This window comes from Bordetella sp. (assembly GCF_051960075.1).
GTDB lineage: Bacteria > Pseudomonadota > Gammaproteobacteria > Burkholderiales > Burkholderiaceae_B > Bordetella.
Window position 1 is genome coordinate 77,660 of the sequence record NZ_JBQCER010000056.1, and the last position, 19,440, is coordinate 97,099.

Consider the following 19,440-nt stretch of genomic DNA (forward strand, 5'->3'; position numbering starts at 1 on the left):
GCGCCCGGGCGTTATTTCCCGCCGCGCATTGTTTTATTTCAATGTTTTCTCTTTCGGAGTGCAGAGCATGCTTCTCGCTGAAAAAATCGCCGTGGTAACCGGTGGCGCCGGCCTGAACGGATTGGGCTTCGCCACGGCCCGCATGATGGCCGAGCAGGGCGCCCGCGTGGTGATCCTGGATCTGGAGCGCGCGCAGCCTGCCGCTGCCGCTACCCTGCTGGGCGAGCGCCACATCGGCATCGTGGCCGACGTCACGGACAAGGCCTCCTGCGAGCGCGCGGCGCAGGCGATCGTGGATCAGTGCGGCCGCATCGACATTCTGGTGAACAACGCCGGCATCACGCAGCCGCGCAAGACGGCCGACATCAGCGCGCACGACTACGACGCCGTGCTCGACGTCAGCCTGCGCGGCACGCTGTATATGTCGCAGGCCGTGCTGCCAGCCATGAGGGCGGCCAGGTCGGGCGCCATCGTCTGCATCTCTTCCGTATCCGCGCAGCGCGGCGGCGGCATTCTCGGCGGTCCGCATTACTCCGCGGCCAAGGCCGGGGTGCTGGGCCTGGCGCGCGCCATGGCACGTGAGTTCGGCGTGGACGGCATCCGCGTCAACTGCGTCACGCCGGGCCTGATCGCCACGGACATCAACAAGGGTCTGATTCCAGACGACCGCATGCAGGGCATTCTGGAACAGATTCCCTTGAATCGCATCGGCGAACCCGCCGATGTGGCCGGTTGCGTCGTGTTCCTGGCCAGCCCCCTGGCCAAGTACTGCACGGGCGTGACCTTGGATGTGAACGGCGGCATGCTGATTCACTGACTTCCAGCAAGTGGTATCGCAGCACCAACAACGACACTCTCAAAGGAGACAAGCGATGGACAAGCCAGGAATCTCGCGTTTCATGTTGACCCGCAGGCAATGCCTGAAGGGCGCCGCAGCTCTATCGTTGGCGGCAGTTCTTCCCCGGTATGCCAATGCGGCGCAGTTCACCTACAAGCTCGCCACAGGGCAGGATCCCACCCACCCGGTGAACAAGCGTGCTCAGGAAGCGATTGACCGCATCAAGCAGGCCACCGGCGGAAAGATGGAAATACGCCTGTTCCCGGCCAACCAGCTGGGGTCGGACACCGACCTGCTGTCTCAGGTGCGCAACGGCGGCGTCGAATTCTTCAACGAAGCCAGTTCGGTGCTGTCCACCCTGGTGCCGGTCGCCGGCATCGTCAATACCGGTTTCGCGTTCCCGGATTACGACCATGTCTGGCAGGCCATGGACGGGTCGCTGGGCAAGTATGTCCGCGCGCAGATCGAAAAGGTCGGCCTGCTGACGATGTCCAAACCCTGGGACAACGGTTTTCGCGAGATCACCACGTCGTCCAAGCCGGTCAAGACGCCGGAAGATCTGCATGGCATGAAGCTGCGCGTTCCGGCGTCGCCGATCCTATCGACCCTGTTCTCCGCGCTGGGCGCCAGCCCGACGCCCATCAACTTCAACGAGGTCTATTCCTCGTTGCAGACCAAACTGGTCGAGGGCCAGGAGAATCCCCTGGCCATCATCAGCACGGCGCGGCTCTACGAGGTGCAGAAATACTGCAGCCTGACCAACCACGTCTGGGATGCGTACTGGATTCTGGGCAATCGCAGGGCCGTCGAGCGTCTGCCCGCGGACGTCAGGGAGATCGTGTTCCGCGAGTTCGAGAAATCCGCCGCGGACGAGCGCGCGGACATCGCGGCGCTCAGTAAATCGCTGGTCGACGGCCTGAAGAAGAACGGCATGCAGATGCTGGACGTGGACGCCTCACCCTTCAAGGCGGCGTTGGCCAAGACCGACTACTACAAGACATGGCGCGGCAAATTCGGCGACGAGGCCTGGAAACTGCTGCAGGATCACGCAGGTTCCCTGACCTGATCCGCGTTTCGCGTTTTTCCGCTATCGAACCCTTGGCGATGGCGCTCGACATAGGTCTGAACATGTCCAATCTTTCATCGGCGAAGCTTGCCGACGCCATCCGCTTTCTCTCCATTGATGCCATTGTTCGGGCGCAGGAGGGACATCAAGGCGTGCCGCTGGGCATGGCGGAAATCGCCACCGCGCTTTACACGCGCCACCTGAAGTTTCTCGCCGGCGATCCGACATGGCCGGATCGCGATCGCGTCGTGCTCTCTAATGGGCACGGTTCGATGCTGCTGTATTCGCTGCTGTATCTGACCGGCTACGCGTCCATCTCCCTCGATGAAATCAAGCGATTCCGCGAGCTGGGCGCACGCTGCGAAGGCCATCCGGAAATCGCACCGGAATGCGGCATCGAGGTGACGACCGGGCCGCTGGGGCAGGGCATCGCCAACGCCCTGGGCATGGCGGTGGCCGAGGCCTATCTCAACGCCCGCTTCGGCGATGGCCTGGTCGACCACTACACCTATGCTTTTGTCGGCGACGGTTGCCTGCAGGAGGGGGTGGGCCAGGAGATGATTTCCCTGGCGGGCCATCTGCGCCTGGGAAAACTGATACTGCTATGGGACGACAACCGGATCACCGACGATGGGTGCACGGATCTGTCCATCAGCGAAGACGTCGCGATGCGCTGCCGCGTCGCAGGCTGGCATGTGGTCGAGGTCGACGGGCACGATATCGAGGCCGTATCGACGGCCCTGGATGCGGCCAGGCAGGATCCAAGGCCTTCGTTCATCGCATGCCGCACAGTGATCGCGCGCGGCCTGGCCAGGCTGCAGGGGCAGCGCGGCGGGCATAGCGCCCGCCTGTATCCCGAGGATGCCGAGGCGGCGCGCAAGTTGCTGGACTGGCCGCATGCGCCTTTCGAGGTGCCCGAGGCTATTCTTCAGGCCTGGCGCGCTGCGGGCCGGCGCAGCCAGGCCGAGCATGCGGCCTGGCATGCCCGCCGCGAGGCCTTGCCTGCCGCGCAGCGCGCCGAGTTCGATCGCATCCTCGCGGGAGCGCTGCCGGACGGGTGGCGTAGCGTGCTGCTGGATTACAAGCGGCATGCCGCGCAGGCAGAGCCGGTTTCTAGCGGCATCCTGATCTCAGCCGAAATCAACGACCGCCTGACCGCCGTCCTTCCCGAGCGCATGGTGGGGTGCGCCGATCTGGAGGCGCCCACGGGACACAAGCGTCAGCTCGCCGCTTTTACGGCGCAGGACCGCTCGGGTGCCTATGTGCACTGCGGCGTGCGCGAGCACGTCATGGGCGCCATGGCCAACGGCATGGCCGCGCATGGCGGCGTCCTGCCCCTTACCGTGACGTATCTGGCCTTTTCGGATTACGAGCGGCCGGCGATGCGGATGGCCGCCCTGATGAATCTGCCGGTCAAGTTCGTATTCAGCCACGACTCGATCGGCATCGGCCGAAACGGACCCACGCACCAGCCGGTGGAGATCCTGGCGTCCTTGCGCGCCATGCCCAATATGCTGGTGCTGCGTCCGGCCGATGCCGTCGAGGCGGCCGAGTGCTGGGAGATCGCGCTGGAGAACCGCAGCGGCCCTGCGGCGCTGATCTTCGCGCGCCAGGCGCTGCCCCTCGTGCGGCGCGAGCACAGCGACGAGAATCTATCGCGGCGCGGCGCCTATGTGCTGGCCGAGGCCGACCAGGGCGCACGGATCGTGACGCTGCTCGCCACGGGATCCGAGGTCGCCATCGCGCTCGCGGCGCGCGAGCGGCTGCAGGCCGCAGGCGTGCCGACCGCCGTGGTCTCCATGCCCTGCTGGGAGCGCTTCGACGAGCAGGATCCGGCCTACCGGGCCGCCGTCCTGGGGGCTGGTACAGTACGCGTTGCCGTCGAGGCTGCGGTGCGTTTCGGCTGGGATCGTTACCTGGGCGAACGCGGCGGCTTTGTCGGCATGACCGGATTCGGCGCGTCGGGGCCTGCCGATGCGCTGTACGAACATTTCGGCATCACTCCGGCGGCCGTCGCTGCCGAAGCCAGACGCCTGCTGCAATCGCCCGCCTGATTCTCCGCCATGTACAAAATCGTCTTCCTCGACCGAGCCACCATCGCGCCGCAGATCCGCCTGCGTCCTCCGGCGTTCGCCCATGAACTGATCGAATACGAGCGCACCGCGCCCGATCAGGTCGCCGAACGGATTCGGGACGCCGACATCGTCATCACCAACAAGGTGCCCATCACCGCGCAGGCCCTGGCGCAGGCGCCCGGCGTGCGCCTGATCGCCGTCGCCGCGACGGGCACGGACTGCGTCGACAAGGCGGCCTGCAAGGATCGCGGCGTGGCGGTGTCCAATATACGGGGCTATGCGGTCAACACCGTGCCCGAGCATACGTTCGCGCTGATCTTTGCCCTGCGCCGCAGCATCGTGGCCTATCGCGAATCGGTGCTGGCGGGGCGTTGGCAGGAAGCCGCGCAGTTCTGCTTTTTCGATCATCCCATCCGCGATCTGGCGGGTTCGCGTCTGGGCATTGTCGGCCGCGGCGTGCTGGGGCAGCGCGTCGCCGACATCGCCAGGGCATTCGGCATGATCCCGCAATTCGCCGCCCGCAAAGGCGCCGATGATGCGGGCGAGGGATACCTGTCGTGGGATGACATGCTCGCGACCAGCGATGTGATCACGCTGCACCTGCCTCTCACGGAACAGTCGCGCGGCCTGATCGCCATGCCCGAATTCCGCAAGATGCAGCGCCGGCCTATCCTCATCAATACGGCCCGGGGCGGCCTGGTCGACGAGGCCGATCTGGTGCGCGCGCTCGACGAAGGGCTCATCGGCGGCGCGGGCTTCGACGTCACGCAGGGCGAGCCGCCCGCGCCGGACAATCCGTTGATGCGGGCCGCGTCGCGGCCCAATTTGATCCTCACGCCGCACGTGGCATGGGCGTCGGACGAGGCGCAGCAGTCGCTGGCCGATCAGCTGATGGGCAATATCGAGCGTTTCGTGGCCGGCAAGCCGGTCAACGTCGTCGACGCGTATTGACGCAGCCCTAAACGGTTCGCACCGTGATGCCGGCGTCTTGCAGCGCCTTGCGAATGCCCTGCGCGAAGGCCACGGCATTGGGTTGATCGCCATGGATGCACAGCGTGTCCGCCCGGACGGGCACCCGGGTGCCGTCGGTGGCGATCACGACCTGTTCCTGCACCATGCGCAGAATCTGTTCGACCGACTTGTTCACGTCGGTGATCATGGCGTCGGGCTGCGCGCGCGGCGTGAGCGAACCGTCGGGCTGGTAGCTGCGGTCGCCGAACACTTCGTTGGCCACGCGCAGGCCCAGGGCTTGCGCTTCCTGGATCATGGCGCTGCCGGCCAGGCCGTAGAGAATCAGGCTGCTGTCGATGTCGTGCACGGCCTGGGCGATGGCGCGGGCCAGCCTGGCGTCCTTGGCGGCCATGTTGTAGAAGGCGCCGTGCGCCTTCACGTGATGCAGCGCACCGCCTTGCGAACGCGCCACGCCCGCCACGGCGCCGACCTGATACACGGTGATGTCGTAGGCTTCTTGCGGCGAGATGAGCATGGTGCGGCGGCCGAAGCCAGCCAGATCCTGGAAGCCGGGGTGGGCGCCCAGCGCCACGCCCTGCTTAATCGCCGCGGCCACGGTCTTGCGTATCGTGGACGGGTCGCCGCCGTGAAAGCCGCAGGCGATGTTGGCCGAACTGACGTAGCCGAGCACGGCCTCATCGTCGCCCATTTTCCAGGCGCCATAGCTTTCGCCCATATCGCAGTTCAGGTCCAGAGTGGTTTGCGCCGCCATGTCGGTTCTCGTATGCCGTGTTCGTGAAAAAGCGTCGGTTTTCGGTGGATTTCCCGTTAGCGCTAATGTAGCGCCAACGGCATTTGCCGGCCTATTCGTAGCGCTTGCCCTGCGCCAGCAGTTCCGGGGTGCCGATGACGGCATTGATTCCGTCGAAATCCAACATGCGCTCGCGCCAGGGCGCGGTGGTGCCGTGGGTGCGCAAACTGGCGTAATACGCCTGCAGCATGTGAGCGACGGCACGCATGGTGCCCCCCGGGAATATGACGATGCGAAAGCCGCGCTTGCTCAACGCCTGCGCGCTTTCCACCGGCGTCTGCCCGCCTTCCACCATATTGGCCAGCAAGGGAATGCGGGACGCGAAGCGGGTGCAGGCGGCATCCATCTGCTCGGGCGTGCGCAACGCTTCGACAAAGAGCGCATCGACGCCGCATTCCAGATATTTTTCGGCGCGCTCGAGCGCGGCATCCAGCCCTTCGGTCGCGACGGCGTCCGTGCGCGCCAGAATGAGCGTATCTGCGCCGTGACGGGCATCGAGCGCCGCGCGCAGCTTGCCGCACATCTCGCTGACCGGAATCAGCGTCTTGCCTGCCAAATGGCCGCAGCGCTTGGGAAAGCCCTGGTCTTCGAGCTGGATCATGGCCGCGCCTGCGCGCTCGAAACCGCGCACGGTGCGTTGTACGTTCAGGGCATTGCCGAAGCCGGTGTCGCCATCCACGATGACGGGGCTGTCGATGCGATCGGTGATGCGCGCCAACGTGTCGGTGACTTCGGTGCAGGTCGTCAGGCCTACATCCGAGCGCCCCAGGGCGGAATAGGCGATCGAGGCGCCCGAAAGATAGACGGCGTCGAATCCCGCCTGCTGGGCGATCAGCGCCGAGAAAGCGTCGTAGACGCCGGGCGCCAGGACCATCTGGCCGGCGGCGATTTTGGACTTGAGGGAATGGGGCCGTGAGGCCTGATCGGCGGTCGTCATGATGCTTTCAGGGGATGGCGCGCCAGCTCGCCCGCGGCGAGCCGATGCTTGAGTTGATTGAGCAGCCCCCCTGCGCGGACCATGTCCAGCAGGAAGCCGGGTATCGGTTCGCAGGCCAGGCGGGTTGCGTCGGCGCGAACCACGACAGGGGCGTCTTTTTCCAGCGCGATGGCGATTTGCTCGCTTTCGTCGAGTTCGCCGGCTCGCGGGCAGGTGAGCAGGAGCAGCCCCACGTTGAAGGCATTGCGAAAATACAGGCCGCTATAGCTGGGCGCGACCACGGCGTGCAGGCCCAGTGCGACCAGCGCCGCCGCAGCCTGCTCGCGCGACGAGCCTATGCCGAAGTTTTCGCCGGCTGCCAGCACGTCGCCGGGCCGCACGCCTGCGGCAAAATCCGGACGCGGGCCTTGCAGGCAATGCTTTGCGATCTCGTCGATGCCGAACTTCATGTAGGCACCGGGAGCGAGCTGGTCGGTGTCGACGTCGCTGCCGACTTTCCAGACGCGATGCGTGCATGTCATGCCAGGAAGCTCCTCGGATCGGCGATGCGGCCGGCCAATGCCGACGCGGCCACGGTGTAGGGGGATGCCAGATAGACCCGTGCGGTGTCCGACCCCATGCGGCCTTTGAAGTTTCGCGCCGTGGTCGAGATGACGCTCGCCCCGTCGGGAATGGATCTGCCGTAGCCGGAGCACGCACCGCACGAGGTCGGCAGCACCTCGGCGCCGGATTGCACCAGTCGGCTCATGATGCCTTCGCGCTCGGCCTGCTTCTGATCGCGCAGACTGGCCGGCGCAACCATCAGTTTGACGCCGCTGGCCACGGCCCTGCCGCGCAGCACCCGATCGGCCGCGCGCAGGTCCTCCAGTTTGGCGCCGGTGCAGGCGCCGATATAGGCCGCCTGCAGCGGGGTGTCTGGGTAGTCGGTCACCGGCGCCGCGTTGGCCGGGCTGTGCGGCGCGGCGACCTGCGGCGCAAGTGCGTCGGCGTCGAAATCGTGCCGTTCGATCTGGGCGTCGGCATCGGTCTGCCAGCGCTCGGGATCGGGCAGGTCGCGCTGCGCCACGCCGACCGCGCGCAAGTAGTTCAGCGTGACGTCGTCAGGCGCGATCAGGCCGGCCTGCGATCCGAGCTCGGCCGACATGTTCGACAGCGTCATGCGCTCTTGCATGGACAAGGCGCGCACTGCGTCGCCGGCAAACTCAGCCGCCTGGTAGCGGCCGCCGCTCATGCCGAAGCGGCCTATCATGCACAGCGCCATGTCCTTGGCGGTGACGCCGTCGCGCAGGCGGCCGCGCCAGTGCATCAGCAGCGTTTGCGGCACCTTGATCCAGATCTCGCCGCTGGCGACCACGCCCAGCATTTCGGTGCTGCCCACGCCGAACATGTAGGCGCCGAAGGCGCCGCCCGTGGGCGAGTGCGAGTCGCCGCCCACGCAGAACATGCCGGGCCGGATGTGGCCGTGCTCCGGCACCACCGCATGGCAGATGCCGATGGAGTCGTAGACGTGCGGCAGGGCCTGCTCCCGCGCCCAGTCGCGCGCGATGCGCACGATACGGCGCGACTCGTCGTCCGATTCGGGCACGTAATGATCCATCACCAGCACGACCTTGGACCGGTCCCACAGGCCGGTGCCCAGTTCTTCGAGCATGGGTTTGAGGCGACGCGGGCCGCTGGAGTCATGGAACATGGCCAGGTCGACGCGGCAGTTCAGGATTTCGCCGACGCGCACGGCTTGTTTGCCTGCGGCGGCGGCAAGCAGTTTCTGGGCCAGGGTCTGGGGTGTCATGGAAGCGCCTATGTCTTGCGTTTTGCGGGACGCCGCGGCTTTGCGCTCGCCGCGGAAGCCGGCTCGACCCGCCTGGCAGGCAGCCAATTGGGTTCGCCGGACGTGTCGTGGGCCTGCATATGCATCCGATACTCGAAGCGATCGGGGCGATAGAGGGCGTGCAGCCACTCCACCGGGCGGCCGCTTTTGTCGCGCACGAGACGGTGCAGGCTCAGTAGCGCCGATCCCACGGGGATATCGAGCGCCTGCGCAGCGGCCGGTTCGGCCAGCGTGGCGGAGATGGTCTGCTCGGCCCGTGCCACTTCGATACCCAGGTCGCGAAAAATGGCCAACAGCGGACGCGAGCCGAGTTGCTGGCGAGAGATGCGCCGGGCAACGTCCTGCGGGACATGGGTGGTGAGATAAGAAAATGGCAGGCTGTCGTGACTGCGCACGCGGACCGAGCGACTGACGGGTTCGCCCGGAGACAGGCCCAAGCGCTCTGCCACGTGCGCAGAGGCCGGCACGACCTGCAGATCCAGCAGCCGCACGCGGGTCTGCATGCCCATCTGGTCCAGATGGGTCATGAGCGTGTCGATGTCGGCGGAATGCCCCGAAATGTCGGGAGGTTCGGCGAAGGTGCCCCGGCCCTGACGCCGCCGGATCAGGCCCTCGGTCTCCAGCGCTTCCAGCGAACGCCGGATGGTCAGGCGCGAAACGTCGTATTCGGCCGCCAGCGCGTTTTCGCCGGGCATGGGCGCATCGGGCGCATACTCTCCTGCGACGAGGCGTTGCTTGAGCAGCAAATACACCTTGTGATAAAGCGGCAGGGGAGTATCCGACATGGCAAGGGTTCTCTTGTACGCAGCGACCCGCTTATTCGGGTTTGGCGCCAGTGTATTTGACCAGTTCGGCGTAGCGGACGATGTCTTTGCGGATGAAAGAAGCCAAATCCGCGGCGCTGCCGCCTACAGGGATGGCAGCCTCGCGCTCGAGCATTTTGCGGAAGGTCGGGTTTTGCAATGCCTCGCGCGCGGCGCGGTTCAGCGTCGACAGCGTCGAGGGCGTCAGTTTGGCCGGCCCCAGAAGACCGAACCAGGCGCTGGATTCGAAACCCGGGATGGTCTTGCCGATGGGCGGCACGCCGGGGAACTCGGGCAGCGGCTGCGGGCTGGTCACGCCCAGCGCGCGCAGCGATCCGCTCTTGACATGTTGCAGCACGTTGACCGAGCTGGCGAACATCATGTCCACCTGACCTCCCAGCAGATCGGTCAGCGCGGGATTGGTGCCCTTGTAGGGAATATTGCGGATGTTCAGTCCGGCCATCATCTTCATGCGCTCGCCGGCCATGTGCAGCGAGGAGCCGATCGCACCGATGCCGGCGGTGTACTTTCCAGGGTTCGCCTTCACCTGGGTTATGAACTCGGGCATGGTCTTGGCGGGGAAATCCTTGCGGACCACCAACACGCTCGGCACGGTCGCGAGCATGCTGATGGGCGTGAAGTCCTTGATGGGATCGAACGGCAGATGCTTATACAGGCTCGGATTGACCGAGAAGCTGGTGAAAGTGACCAATAGCGTGTTGCCGTCGGCCTTGCTCTTGGCGACATAGTCGGCTGCGATATTGCCGCCCGCCCCGGGACGGTTCTCGACCACCAAGGTGCGATGCAGGATGGGAGCCATGTATTGGGCCATGCCGCGGGCCACCATGTCGGTGGTGCCTCCCGGCGGAGCACCGACGATCAGCCTGATGGGGGCGGTGTCCTGGGCCGAAGCGGGGGTGGCGGACGTGAACAGGGCGGCCAGCAGTGCGCAGGCCGCGATGCGTGAAAAGGAAAATGCCATGTTTTGTCTCCGGCGTGTTAACTTGTATTGATAAGAATACATTACATTTAAGCAGCAAAAATCTTTCCGCTCAATTCCATTGATCACTCCCGGAGAATCGCCCATGAGTTCGCGTCGCTCGTTTCTGCGCCAGTCCACCGCCATGGCCGCCCTTGCCGCCACCGGCGTCAGCGTTCCGAGGCTGGCATTGGCCGCCGCGCAGTCCATCAAGGTGGGGGTATTGCATCCAGTCACCGGCGCGGTCGCCTATTCAGGGCAACAGTGCCGGCTTGGAGCGCTGCTCGCCATCGACGACATCAATGCGGCAGGAGGCATCAAATCGCTGGGCGGCGCGCTGATCGAGCCCATGCTTGGCGACGCCCAGTCGCGCCCCGAGGTCGGTTCGGCCGAAGTCGAGCGCATGAACGAAGCCGGCGTGGCGGCCATCGTCGGCGCCTATGCATCGGCAATTTGCCTGGCCACGACCCAGACCGCCGCAAAGTACGGATTGCCTCATGTGGTGGACGTCGGTGTCGCCGACGAAATCGTCGAGCGTGGGCTGACCAACACGTTCCGTTTCGGCCCGGGCTATCACATGTGCTCGACACGCGCAGTTGACGACCTTGCCGCCTTGAACGACTCGGCCGGAAAGCCCGCCAAGACCGTGATGATCGTGCACGAGGATTCGCTGTTCGGAACCGGTACGGCGAAACTGCTGCAGAACGAACTCCCCAAGCACGGCTTCGACGTCAAGGAAGTGATCAAGCACCCCACGCCGACGCGCGATTTCAGCAACATCGTGCTGCGCATGCGCGCAGTCAATCCGGATATCGTGATCCCCGCGAACTATTACAACGAATATGCTTTGCTGGTTCGCACCATGAAGCAACAGAAGGTGCAGCCCAAGGCGATCTATTCGGTGCTGGGCGGTGCGGCGTCGAGCTATAAGTTCCTGAAAGAGTTTCCGGACATCGCCGAAGGCCTCATCGATTGCAACCATTGGTTCAATCCGAAAGATGCCCGCGCACAGCGCTTGAAACAACGCGTGGAAGCGAAGGGAGCGTTCTTCAGCTACGAGGTTTTCATGACCTATACGGCAATGATGCTGCTCGCGGACTCCATCGAACGGGCCAAGTCGGCCGATCGCGCGGTGATTATCGCGGCGCTTGCGTCGAGCACGTTCAGCAACAGCATCATGCCCTATGGCCCCACCCGGTTTGTGAACGGTCAGAATACCGGCGCGCAACCGTTGCTGACGCAGATCTCGGGCGGCGATATCAAGGTGATTCTGCCGAACGACTACCGCCAGGTGGCCCCCGCGTTTCCGCTCAAGGCCTGACCGATGTTGGATCCGGTCATCTTGCTGTCGGCCACATTGAACGGGCTGACTACCGGAGCCGTGTACGCGCTCATCGCGCTCGGACTGACGCTGGTTTACGGGGTGCTGCACATCATCAACTTCGCGCATGGCGCGGCGTTGATGGTGGCGCTGTATGTCGTATGGTCGCTCAAGGAAAAGCTTGGCTTGGATCCTTACGCCGCCTTGCCGTTCGTCACGCTCGGCATGTTTCTGCTCGGCTATGCCTTGCAGCGTCTGGTGATCGAAAAAGCAAGCCATGGCAAAGACGAAAACATTCTCCTGGTCACGCTCGGCCTGGCCATTGTCATGGAGAACGTCGCGCTCGTGTGGTTCAAGTCGGATACGCGCACCATCGACACGTCCTATACCCTCGCGACCATCGCAATCGGTCCGGTCATGATGGCGGTGCCCAAACTGATCGCCTTCTGCGGCGCCCTGGCGATCTCGGCGCTGCTTTTCTGGATCATGCGCGCAACCGACCTGGGCCGGGCCATTCGCGCGGTGGCCAAGGAAAAGCAGGGCGCCAGGCTCATGGGCATTCATGTCGAACGGGTGTATGCCATTTCATTTGGCATCGGCATGGCGTGCCTCGGCGCGGCGGCATGCTTCCTGATGCCGATGTATTACGTCAATCCGCAGGTCGGCGACGGGTTCGTGCTGATCGCTTTCACCATCGTGGTGCTGGGCGGCATGGGAAGTTTCGCCGGTGCGCTGGCAGGCGGCCTGCTCATCGGGGTGGTCGAATCGCTCGGCGGACTTTGGTTCGGCGACTCGCTGGGCCAGATGGGCATATTCGCCATTTTCATCGTTGTCGTGCTGCTGCGCCCGCAGGGCCTGTTTGGCGCGCGAGCGTGATGGCCGGGAGTGAAGACAAGCGATGAAAGATCTTCGGTCGATTGTGCTGTTCGCCGTCGCGGCGACGGTGGGACTGGTTTCGGTGCAGTCCAACGTATGGCTGCTGTTCCTGGCGATGACGTTCTATGCCGCGCTGCTTTCCCAGTCCTGGAACATCCTGGGCGGATTTGGCGGGCAATTGTCGTTCGGGCATGCCTTGTTCTTCGGCGCGGGAGCCTATGCCCAGGCGATTGCGCAGCTCGAGTGGGGTTGGAATCCTTGGCTGGCGCTTCCGTTCGCGATAGCGACGGGGGCGCTGGTCGCCGCAGCCATCGGGGCGCTGGCGTTCCGGTATGAAATCAAGGGCTCGTATTTCGCGCTCGTGACACTGGCTTTTGCCGAGGTTTTCCGGATCCTGGCCTTATCCCTGCCGTTTACCGGCGCGGGGGTCGGATTGATGGTGCCGCTGCATCAGAGCCTGGGCAATTTCCAGTTTGCTTCGCCCCGGGGATATGCATTCGTGCTGCTGGCTCTCGTTGTCATGGCCCTGCTCGTCACGGCATGGCTGCGTCATTCGCGCTTCGGTGCCTGGCTTCAGGCCTTGCGTGACAACGAGAACGCCGCTCGCGCGGTGGGAGTCGATCCGTTTCGCGTGAAGCTCGGCGCCACGGTGTTGTCCGGCGCCTTGATGAGCGCCGCCGGGGTCTGCTATGTGCAGATGTTTCAGTATATCGATGCGGGCATCGCATTCGGCCCGGCGATATCGATCGAGGCGCTGGTCGGCGTGATCGTCGGCGGAATCGGCACGCTGTGGGGGCCCGTTCTGGGAGCGGCGGCACTGTATGCGCTGGGGACGGCGACACGCAATATGTTTGGCGATCTACCGGGCCTGTCCATGGTGATCTACGGCGCCGTGCTGATCGCGATCGTCATGTTCCTGCCGCGCGGCATTGCCGGTTCGGGCACGTCGATACGCAGCATGATGAATATCGGCAGAAGGACCGCCAGTGCCGGCGAAACGCAACCGGGAAAATCGGGGCAGGGGAAAGCCCATGTCTGAAGCATTGTTGAAGGCCAGGGATTTGTCCATCGCATTTGGCGGGGTCAAGGCTGTGCAGGGCGTGAGCCTGACAATCAAGGCGGGTACGCTCACGGCGCTGGTCGGCCCGAACGGCGCAGGCAAGACGACCTTGTTCGGCCTGCTATCGGGATTTCTGACTCCCACGGCGGGACGTATCGAGTTTCAGCAGCGTGACATCACCGGGCTGCCTCCTTTCTCCATTGCGAGGCTGGGGCTGGCGCGCACGTTCCAGATTGTCCAACCGTTCGGCGCGCAAACCGTGCGCGAGAACATCGCCGTGGGTGCGCACCTGCGCCAGGCGGATCGGCGCGAAGCCTTGCGCGAGGCGGAGGAAGTGGCGTTGCGCACGAACTTGCAGGAGCAGCTCGACAAGCCGGCGGCCGATCTGACCGTATGCGGTCGCAAGCGTCTTGAACTGGCGCGCGCACTGGCTACCCGTCCCCGGTTGCTGCTGCTCGACGAGGTCCTGGCCGGCCTGAATCCGAGCGAGATCGACGAGGTGATCCCGGTCGTGCGCCAGATCGCCGACAGCGGCGTTACGGTATTGATGATCGAACATGTGATGCGAGCGGTGATGGGTCTGGCCGAGCATGTCTGGGTTCTTGCGCAAGGCAGGCTCATTGCCGAAGGCACGCCGCGCGACGTCACCTCCGACCCAGTCGTGATCGAGGCGTACCTCGGGCATGGCGTCGCAGCGCGGCTGGCGGCCACCCAGCGGGGGAACATGCAATGACTCGTTTGCTCGAGGTGGAGGGCCTGCGCGCAGGCTATGGTCGCGTCGAAGTGCTGCGTGGCATCGACCTGACGGTCGACGAAGGCGAGATCGTCGTGCTGCTGGGCAGCAACGGCGCAGGAAAATCCACGCTCAACAACACCCTCTCGGGTATCAATCCGCCCTGGGACGGGCGTGTGTGCTTCGATGGGCACGATCTGACCGGGCGCCACTACCGCGACGTGGTCAGGGCGGGCCTGATTCAAGTGCCCGAGGGGCGTCGAATTTTTCCGAACCTGAGCGTGCGTGAAAATCTTGCGCTGGGCGCGTACGCTCGCGGCCGCGCGACGCGCGAACGCAATCTCGAACGCATGCTCGATCTGTTCCCGCGTTTGCGCGAACGCATCGCCCAGCTGGCCGGCACCATGTCTGGCGGCGAGCAGCAGATGCTCGCCATCGGCCGCGGCCTGATGGCCGATCCGCGGCTGCTCATTCTCGATGAGCCTTCGCTGGGGCTTTCGCCGATGCTGGTTACGGAGCTGTTCTCGCTGATTGCGCGCCTGCAGGGCGAGGGATTGTCGATCCTGTTGGTCGAGCAAAACGTCGGCCAGTCGCTTGAGGTCGGTCAGCGCGGCTATGTACTCGAGAATGGCTTCATCCGCCATAGCGGCACATGCGCCGAATTGCTGGCCAGCGGCGAATTGCGCCGCGCCTATCTCGGACTTTAAAGAATGACTGCATTTCAGGCATTTCCGATACCCAGTGGAGTTTCTTCATGCTAGATCCGGTCACCCTGGCGGTTCTCAAGGGCAGATTGGAGCAGATCGCCGATGAGATGGACGCGACGCTCTATCGCAGTGCCTTCAACCCGATCATTGCCGAGGCGCACGATGCCTGCCACGGAATCTACGATGCCGCCACCGGTGCTACCCTCGTGCAGGGCAAATCCGGTCTGCCGGTCTTCGTCGGTGCCATGGCCTTTGCCGTAAAAGCAGCCGCGAACGCGGCGGCCGAGCGCGGCGGGATGGTCGATGGCGACGTATGGCTCTTTAACGATCCTTACGAGGGCGGCACCCACGCCAACGATTTCAAGCTGGTGCAACCCGTGTTTCGTGGCGGTCGCCTGTACTGCTTTCTGGCATCGGCTGCCCACTGGCATGACGTCGGCGGTGCAGTCCCCGGCAACTACAACCCGGCGGCCACGGAATGCTGGCAGGAGGCCGTGCAGATCCCGCCCGTGCGCATCGTGCGGCGCGGCGAGCTCGATGCCGATGTCCTTGCGATCCTCAAGGCGAATACGCGTTTGCCCGACAGTCTATGGGGCGACCTGAACGGACAGCTGGCGGCGTTGGAGCTGGGCGCGCGGCGTCTGGCCGATCTGCTCGACGAATATGGCGATGCGACGGTTCAGGACGCGCTCTCGCAGCTACGCGAGCGCGCAGTCAAACTCATGCGCGCGCATGTGTCGGCGCTGCCCGACGGGGAATACCTGTATCGAGACACGCTCGACAACGACGGGGTGCGCGATGAGCCCCTCACCATTGCGCTGCGCATGCGCGTCCAAGGCGAAGCGCTGACACTCGATTTTTCCGATACGTCGCCCTCCTGTATGGGGCCGGTCAACATCTCCCGCTCTACGGCGATTGCCGCTTGTTATGTTGCGCTAAAACATCTGTTTCCGGATGTGCCGGCCAATGCCGGCGTTCTGGACGCCGTGCGCTTCGAGTTGCCCGACGGACTGCTGATTACGGCGCAGCGGCCGCGGCCGGTGGGGGGCTATACCGAGACCATCCTGCGCATGATCGACGTGATTTTCTGCGCGATGGCGCAAGCAGCGCCGCAGCGAGCCCCGGCGCAAGCCTACGGGACCATCAACGCGCTGTCGATCGCCGGTTACCGGACCGACCCGGCGCGGCGCGGCCAGCGTTGGGTGATGTTCAGCTTCTTCGGCGGTGGACACGGCGCGCACGCCGACGGCGACGGCCTGTCGCACGGCAATGCTCCGATCTCGACGGCTACGATCCCGCCAGTCGAAATTCTCGAGGCCGCTTATCCGGTGCGCTTTACGCAATGGGCGTTGCGTCCGGATTCGGCAGGCGACGGCCAGCATCGGGGCGGCCTCGGTGCGATCTACGAGATCGAGCTGCTCGAGGATAGCGCCGACGCTTTCGTGTTCGGCGAACGCGGCCGTTCGGCCCCCCACGGAATCGCCGGCGGCGAGGCGTCGGTGCCGAATGTGTTCCGGTATCAGAACAAGGGCCAATGGCATACGCCACCCATGGCCTCGAAGATGCTGGGCATACGGCTTGCACGAGGCGAAAGAATACGGCTCGAAACGCCGGGCGGCGGCGGCTACGGCGCGCCGGCTCTGCGCGATGAGGCCGCTCGCGCGTACGACCGTGCAATGGGATATGTGACTGTGTCGACCGATGGGCAGGCCGGTCCTTCAATGAAAGGGCTCCAGGAATGAGTGATGCAGCAGGCAAGGCCGCTCCGCTGATCGTCGGCGTCGACGTGGGCGGAACCTTCACCGATCTATTCGTTCTCGACGAGGCGGCCGGCGTGGCGCGCATCGTCAAGGTTCCGTCGACGCGCGGCGAGGAAGCGCGCGGCTTCATGAACGGCATAGAACGCATCGATGCTGAGGGTCGGGGCGCGGCGGCGGGCATTGCGACCATCGTGCACGGCACAACCGTGGGAACGAACGCACTGCTCGAGCGCAAGGTCGCCCGCACGGGAATCATCACGACGACGGGTTTTCGCGACGTACTGGAGATGCGACGTCGCGACCGTCCGGCCACGTGGGGATTGCGCGGAAATTTCGTCCCCATCGTGCCGCGCGATCTGCGTCTGGAAGTCGACGAACGTGTGCTCGCCGATGGCACGGTGCATACGCCCGTCGACATCGTGCAGGTCGAGACGGCCGCGCGCGCGTTGCTTGCCGCGGGCTGTGAAGCCGTATGCCTGTTCTTCGTCAATGCCTATGCGAATCCCGTGAACGAGCAGCGCGCAGCCGCAGCCGTGCGAGCGCTCTGGCCCAACGGCCATGTGACGGCGGCAACCGAAGTGCTGCCCGAAATACGCGAGTTCGAACGATGTTCCACTGCCGCGCTGAACGCGGCCCTGCAGCCCGTAGTAGGCGGCTATCTTGCACGGCTGGAACGAGATCTGCGGGCGCAGGGGTTTGGCGGCGAACTGCTCGTCGTGCAAAGCAACGGCGGCATCATGTCGCGCCAGACCGCCAGCGACATGCCGGTGCGCACCGCGCTGTCGGGGCCGGCCGCAGGGGTGATCGCCTGCGCTGCGATCGCGCGCGCGGCGGGATTTTCCAATGTGGTAACGGGCGACATGGGCGGCACGTCGTTCGACGTTTCGCTGGTGGCCGGCGCAGAGGCGTCGCTCTCTGCGCAGACGTCGATCGAGTTCGGCATGGTCGTGCGGTCACCGATGATCCAGATCGAGACCATAGGCGCCGGCGGCGGCTCGATTGCGTCGGTCGATGCAGGGGGGCTGCTGCAGGTCGGACCGGAGTCGGCCGGCAGCATACCCGGGCCGGCCTGCTATGGACGGGGCAATATGCGCCCGACCGTCACGGACGCCAATGTGCTGCTGGGCCGCATCGCCGCAGACCGGCCACTGGGCGGTGGCCTGCTTGCCAAGCTCGACGCGGGGCTTGCGGCGCGTGCCATCGTCGATTCGGTGGCCGAACCGCTCGGATTGGATGTCTATGCCGCCGCCGAAGCCATACTCACCGTGGCCAATGCAAAAATGGCTGGCGCCATCCGCGTCGTATCGATCGAGCGGGGTCACGACCCGCGTCAATTCGCCTATATGCCGTTCGGCGGCGGCGGCGCGCTGCACGTGTGCGCGATGATGCGCGAGGTCGGCACGACCACGGGCATTGTGCCGCGTTACCCAGGTGTGACGTCGGCGCTGGGTTGCGTGATTGCGGACATGCGCCACGATAGTGTGCAAACGATCAATCAGCCGCTGGCCGCTTTGGACGTCGACGACTTGATCGCGCGCGTGCAAGCGCTGGCGCTTGCCTGCCAGGCACGTCTCGATTCGGCTGGCGTGCGGTTCGAGACCGTGCGCGAGACCATAGAGCTCGACATGCTTTACGTCGGGCAAAGCCACACCGTGCGTGTACCGGTAGCTCGCGACGCTTTGCACCGGGACGGCATCGCCGAGGCGTTCGGCGCCGCATATCGTGCGGCCTTCGGGCGTGCGCTCGACGGTATTCCCGTCCGAATCATGAATCTGCGCTATGCACGCATAGGCGTGCGGCCGAAGTTCGATCTTGCCGTGCTCGCGCCACAGGCGCGCACGATGCCCGCGTCGTTAGGTACGCAACGCGTCTACCACGCGGGGCAATGGTGGGACGCCGCGCGCTACGCACGCCTTGAGCTGCCGGTGGATGCCGAGGTTGCCGGGCCCGCGATCCTCGAGCAATCCGATACGACGATCTGGCTCGAACCCGGTTTTGCGGGCCGTGTCGACCCTCTGGGCAATCTGCTCATCACGCGTCGGGCATGACACCGCGAGAGGAATTCGCCATGAACGGAGCCCTGGACCTCGATGCGGCGCGTACTGCGCTACTCATCGTAGATCTGCAAAACGACTTTGTTGCGCCTGGCGGCGCCTATGACCGAGGCGGCGCGGCCACGCGGCAGGCCCAGGCGCTGCCCGCGCGCGTTGCGCCCATTGCCCGATCGCTGAAAGCGGCCGGCGGACTGGTTGCGGCAAGCCAGTTCACCTTGTGGCCGGACGCATCGGGCGAACCGATGATCTCGCCGCACCTGAAGCAATTGCGGCCATTCTTGCGGCGCGGCGATTTTGCCGCCGGATCGTCGGGGCATGCGATCGTGGCAGCGCTTGCGCCCTGCGTGGATGTTTCGGTCATGAAGGTTGCGTATTCGGCCTTTTTTAATACGCAACTCGATTGGGTGTTGCGCCGTGCCGGCATCGAGACGATTGCCGTGTGCGGGATCGTGACCAACGGCGGGGTTGCAAGCACCGCGCGCGATGCGCATATGCGCGACTATCGGGTGCTCGTGCTTTCGGATGGCTGTGCCGCGCCGGCGCCGGAGATGCACGAGGCGGCGCTGGCGGATTTGCGCTCCGTCGGCGAAATCCTCACCTGCGACGCCTTCGGGAACCTTGTCGCAGCTTGAAAGCCGCGT

Annotated in this window: 18 protein-coding genes; 12 read left to right on the forward strand and 6 right to left on the reverse strand. The window is 64.9% G+C overall.

What is annotated here, in order from left to right:
* Positions 1-67: 67 nt before the first annotated feature.
* The 4 genes from ACTHJ1_RS09040 to ACTHJ1_RS09055 all read left to right on the forward strand — a co-directional run bounded on the left by ACTHJ1_RS09040 (position 68) and on the right by ACTHJ1_RS09055 (position 4,930).
* A complete protein-coding gene (locus ACTHJ1_RS09040; RefSeq protein ID WP_440190905.1) occupies positions 68-817 on the forward strand; it encodes an SDR family NAD(P)-dependent oxidoreductase in 750 nt (249 codons plus the stop codon).
* Between the two features lie 55 nt (positions 818-872).
* On the forward strand, positions 873-1,904 hold the full coding sequence (locus ACTHJ1_RS09045) for a TRAP transporter substrate-binding protein (protein ID WP_440190908.1): 1,032 nt from the start codon (positions 873-875) through the stop codon (positions 1,902-1,904).
* Positions 1,905-1,966: 62 nt separating this feature from the next.
* Positions 1,967-3,958, forward strand: coding sequence for a transketolase (gene tkt / locus ACTHJ1_RS09050; RefSeq protein WP_440190911.1), 1,992 nt, complete (start codon positions 1,967-1,969; stop codon positions 3,956-3,958).
* A gap of 9 nt (positions 3,959-3,967) precedes the next feature.
* Complete coding sequence (locus tag ACTHJ1_RS09055; protein ID WP_440190914.1) at positions 3,968-4,930, forward strand: D-2-hydroxyacid dehydrogenase; 963 nt, start codon at positions 3,968-3,970, stop codon at positions 4,928-4,930.
* A gap of 7 nt (positions 4,931-4,937) precedes the next feature.
* On the opposite strand, the gene ACTHJ1_RS09060 is transcribed toward ACTHJ1_RS09055, so the two are convergent.
* From ACTHJ1_RS09060 to ACTHJ1_RS09085, 6 genes are all read right to left on the reverse strand, one after another.
* A complete protein-coding gene (locus ACTHJ1_RS09060; RefSeq protein ID WP_440190917.1) occupies positions 4,938-5,702 on the reverse strand; it encodes a LamB/YcsF family protein in 765 nt (254 codons plus the stop codon).
* Between the two features lie 91 nt (positions 5,703-5,793).
* Positions 5,794-6,678, reverse strand: a complete 885-nt coding sequence (locus ACTHJ1_RS09065) for an isocitrate lyase/PEP mutase family protein (protein WP_440190920.1) — start codon at positions 6,676-6,678, stop codon at positions 5,794-5,796.
* Positions 6,675-7,199: a LeuD/DmdB family oxidoreductase small subunit gene (locus ACTHJ1_RS09070; protein WP_440190923.1), complete on the reverse strand. Its 525-nt coding sequence runs from the start codon at positions 7,197-7,199 to the stop codon at positions 6,675-6,677. The genes ACTHJ1_RS09065 and ACTHJ1_RS09070 overlap by 4 nt, the downstream gene beginning before the upstream one ends.
* Complete coding sequence (locus ACTHJ1_RS09075; protein ID WP_440190926.1) at positions 7,196-8,467, reverse strand: 3-isopropylmalate dehydratase large subunit; 1,272 nt, start codon at positions 8,465-8,467, stop codon at positions 7,196-7,198. Before ACTHJ1_RS09075 ends, ACTHJ1_RS09070 begins: the two co-directional genes overlap by 4 nt.
* An 8-nt stretch (positions 8,468-8,475) precedes the next feature.
* On the reverse strand, positions 8,476-9,291 hold the full coding sequence (locus ACTHJ1_RS09080) for a GntR family transcriptional regulator (protein ID WP_440190929.1): 816 nt from the start codon (positions 9,289-9,291) through the stop codon (positions 8,476-8,478).
* Between the two features lie 31 nt (positions 9,292-9,322).
* Complete coding sequence (locus ACTHJ1_RS09085) at positions 9,323-10,291, reverse strand: Bug family tripartite tricarboxylate transporter substrate binding protein (RefSeq protein WP_440190932.1); 969 nt, start codon at positions 10,289-10,291, stop codon at positions 9,323-9,325.
* Positions 10,292-10,394: 103 nt separating this feature from the next.
* Between ACTHJ1_RS09085 and ACTHJ1_RS09090 the strand changes: the two genes are divergently transcribed.
* Genes ACTHJ1_RS09090 through ACTHJ1_RS09125 form a run of 8 tightly spaced genes read left to right on the forward strand, consistent with a single transcriptional unit; the run spans position 10,395 to position 19,431 of the window.
* Positions 10,395-11,609 (forward strand): ABC transporter substrate-binding protein, encoded by a 1,215-nt coding sequence (locus ACTHJ1_RS09090; protein WP_440190935.1) that lies wholly within the window; start codon positions 10,395-10,397, stop codon positions 11,607-11,609.
* Between the two features lie 3 nt (positions 11,610-11,612).
* Positions 11,613-12,485 carry a branched-chain amino acid ABC transporter permease gene (locus ACTHJ1_RS09095; RefSeq protein ID WP_440190938.1) on the forward strand — a complete coding sequence of 291 codons (873 nt, stop codon included), beginning with the start codon at positions 11,613-11,615 and terminating at the stop codon, positions 12,483-12,485.
* 22 nt (positions 12,486-12,507) lie between these two features.
* Positions 12,508-13,524, forward strand: a complete 1,017-nt coding sequence (locus tag ACTHJ1_RS09100; RefSeq protein ID WP_440190941.1) for a branched-chain amino acid ABC transporter permease — start codon at positions 12,508-12,510, stop codon at positions 13,522-13,524.
* Positions 13,517-14,278 (forward strand): ABC transporter ATP-binding protein, encoded by a 762-nt coding sequence (locus ACTHJ1_RS09105; protein ID WP_440190944.1) that lies wholly within the window; start codon positions 13,517-13,519, stop codon positions 14,276-14,278. The genes ACTHJ1_RS09100 and ACTHJ1_RS09105 overlap by 8 nt, the downstream gene beginning before the upstream one ends.
* Positions 14,275-14,985: an ABC transporter ATP-binding protein gene (locus ACTHJ1_RS09110; protein ID WP_440190947.1), complete on the forward strand. Its 711-nt coding sequence runs from the start codon at positions 14,275-14,277 to the stop codon at positions 14,983-14,985. The genes ACTHJ1_RS09105 and ACTHJ1_RS09110 overlap by 4 nt, the downstream gene beginning before the upstream one ends.
* A 47-nt stretch (positions 14,986-15,032) precedes the next feature.
* Positions 15,033-16,727 carry a hydantoinase B/oxoprolinase family protein gene (locus tag ACTHJ1_RS09115; RefSeq protein ID WP_440190950.1) on the forward strand — a complete coding sequence of 565 codons (1,695 nt, stop codon included), beginning with the start codon at positions 15,033-15,035 and terminating at the stop codon, positions 16,725-16,727.
* Positions 16,724-18,793, forward strand: coding sequence for a hydantoinase/oxoprolinase family protein (locus ACTHJ1_RS09120; RefSeq protein ID WP_440190953.1), 2,070 nt, complete (start codon positions 16,724-16,726; stop codon positions 18,791-18,793). The genes ACTHJ1_RS09115 and ACTHJ1_RS09120 overlap by 4 nt, the downstream gene beginning before the upstream one ends.
* A gap of 20 nt (positions 18,794-18,813) precedes the next feature.
* Positions 18,814-19,431: a cysteine hydrolase family protein gene (locus tag ACTHJ1_RS09125; protein WP_440190956.1), complete on the forward strand. Its 618-nt coding sequence runs from the start codon at positions 18,814-18,816 to the stop codon at positions 19,429-19,431.
* Positions 19,432-19,440: the final 9 nt, after the last annotated feature.